2 protein-coding genes are annotated in these 2,037 nt (G+C 68.5%); both read right to left on the bottom strand.

Annotation, left to right across the window (positions count from 1 at the left end; translation table 11 throughout):
- Positions 1–23: 23 nt before the first annotated feature.
- Complete coding sequence (locus Q0283_RS02035) at positions 24–1,556, bottom strand: conjugal transfer protein TraC (protein WP_298042404.1); 1,533 nt, start codon at positions 1,554–1,556, stop codon at positions 24–26.
- The coding region (locus Q0283_RS02030; RefSeq protein WP_366133757.1) for an SCO6880 family protein at positions 1,556–2,037 on the bottom strand (482 nt) is incomplete at its 5' end. The genes Q0283_RS02035 and Q0283_RS02030, both read right to left, overlap by 1 nt.

Here is a 2,037-nt window from a genome sequence, read left to right as displayed (position 1 = left end):
CTGGCGGTTCTGGGCGTTCCAGCTCATGCCCGGGCCTGCCTCTCAGTGGTCGTGGCGGTGGCGGTGGCGGTGACGAGGCGTTCGTCGGTGTTGAACAGCCCGAGTTCGACCCGGGTCAGGTCGTTCTTGACCTGGAAGCTGGACCCGCCCAGCCGCCACAGGCCCACGCCTTCGTCCAGGTACTTCAGCAGGGACCGTTCCCGGTCGGAGAGCTCGAGTTCATCGGTGGTGACCCGCAGCGCGGAGCGGTCTTGGCGGTAGATGACCTTGACGTCGGCGTCGGCCAGCAGGGACTTGGCCATCGCGGCCATCTTCGAGCCGCGGTCTCCGGCCATGTCCAGGTCGGCGATCTTGTGCAGGATCAGCACGTTGAAGATGCCGTAGGCCCTCGCCAGTTTCCAGGACTCGACCATGCGGCGCAGGTCGGCCTCGGAGGAGATGTTGTCCCAGCCCTCTTCGTAGACCACGATCCGCTGGCCTCCGTCACTGGTGGTGACCATGGCCTCGGTCCAGGCCCCGGAGCAGGCGTTGACCACCCGCACCGCTTCGGGGCTGGCCCCTTGCAGGGCGGAGGTGTCGATCGAAGTGGCCGGAGCGTCGGCGGCGAAGTGCGCGGTGGTCTCCCCGTCGAACATCCCGGCCAGGTCACCGGTGGTCATCCGGTGCAGGGTCATCGCCATCACCGAGGACGCCTCGGCGACCAGCCGGTCGGGGTGGTCCTTGGCCGCTTCCAGGGCGTCGATCACGTCCGGGATGATCACGATCCCGCCCCGGGCCTGGGCTGCGGCGACTCCGGTGTCCAGGGCCAGGGAGAGCACGTGGTGCTCGGCCGGGGACAGGTCCCGATTCGTGAGGATCCGCACCAGCGTCACCAGGATGGCCATCCGTCGGGTGCGGACCGTCATCGCCCACCCCTCATCGCTCAGCGGCTCGCCCTGGGCATTCAGGGAGGGCCGGGTGCCCGGATCCAGGGGGTTGATCCGGGTGCCCATGCCCGGGCCGACCTGGATCACCGACCCGCCCAGGGCGTGCACGACCCGGGTCCACTCGCCCTTCTTGTCACTGGCGACCGAGAGCTTGCGTCCGGCCTGGACCAGGCGGACGGCGAAGGACTTGGCCAGCGAGGACTTACCGACCCCGACCTGTCCGAACAGGATCATCGACATCCCGGAGATGATGCCGCGCTCATACAGCTGCCACGGGTCGAAACAGAACGCCCCACCGCCGTTCAAATCCCGGCCGATGTACAGCCCGTCGGCGCCCAGCGAGGTCCCGGCCACATACGGGTAGGCCGTCGCCCCGGTGTGCGCGGTGGTCGGCACCCCGCGTGTCCGCAACACCCCCGTCCCGTGCAGGGACCTCGGCCGACGCTCCCCACCCCGGCCCCAGGTGGGCCGGGGGAAGTCGTGGCTGACATCGGTGTCGGTCTGCTGGGCGGCCTTGAGATCCTTGAGGACCTGCCGGGTGGAGGTGAGCGAGGCGCGTTTTCCCTCCCGGTTGGCCTGGTAGAAGTCGAAGACCTCGATCTTCTGGCGGTTCTTCGTCGTCGGGCTCATCACATCTCCACCATTCCGAAGGGCAGGGCCGCGGCGAGCATCGCCGCGTCCTGTTCCAGGTACACCACGCGCAGCTCACAGTTGGCGTTCACGGCCCGGGAGAGCACGTCGGCGCAGTTGGCCTCCAGTTCCATCTCGTCGGCCCCGGTGACGGTGATCAGCACCGCCATATCCAGGCGGGCGTGGCCATCGACCAGTTCGGTCTCCTCCCGGTTGATGTCCTCCAGTTCCCGGTCGTGCTCCAGGGTGTGGGGCCTATCCAGCTTGTCCAGCAGCCGGGTGGTGGTGCGCCAGTCGGCCTTGCGCCGCTGGATGTGGTTCAGCGCGCCCCGGGCATCGCGCGGGACCCACACCACGGAGACGGTGTGCCGGAAGTCCCCGGCGAAGATCAACGGCTCCAAGAACCCGAGGCGGGCCTGGGACTGCGGGAACTCGGAGACCTTGTAGGTGCGGTGCAGGTACCCGTCGGTGCGCACATGGT

The organism is uncultured Citricoccus sp., assembly GCF_937871995.1.
Lineage (GTDB): Bacteria > Actinomycetota > Actinomycetes > Actinomycetales > Micrococcaceae > Citricoccus.
This window is presented reverse-complemented; position numbering and strand designations above follow the sequence as displayed.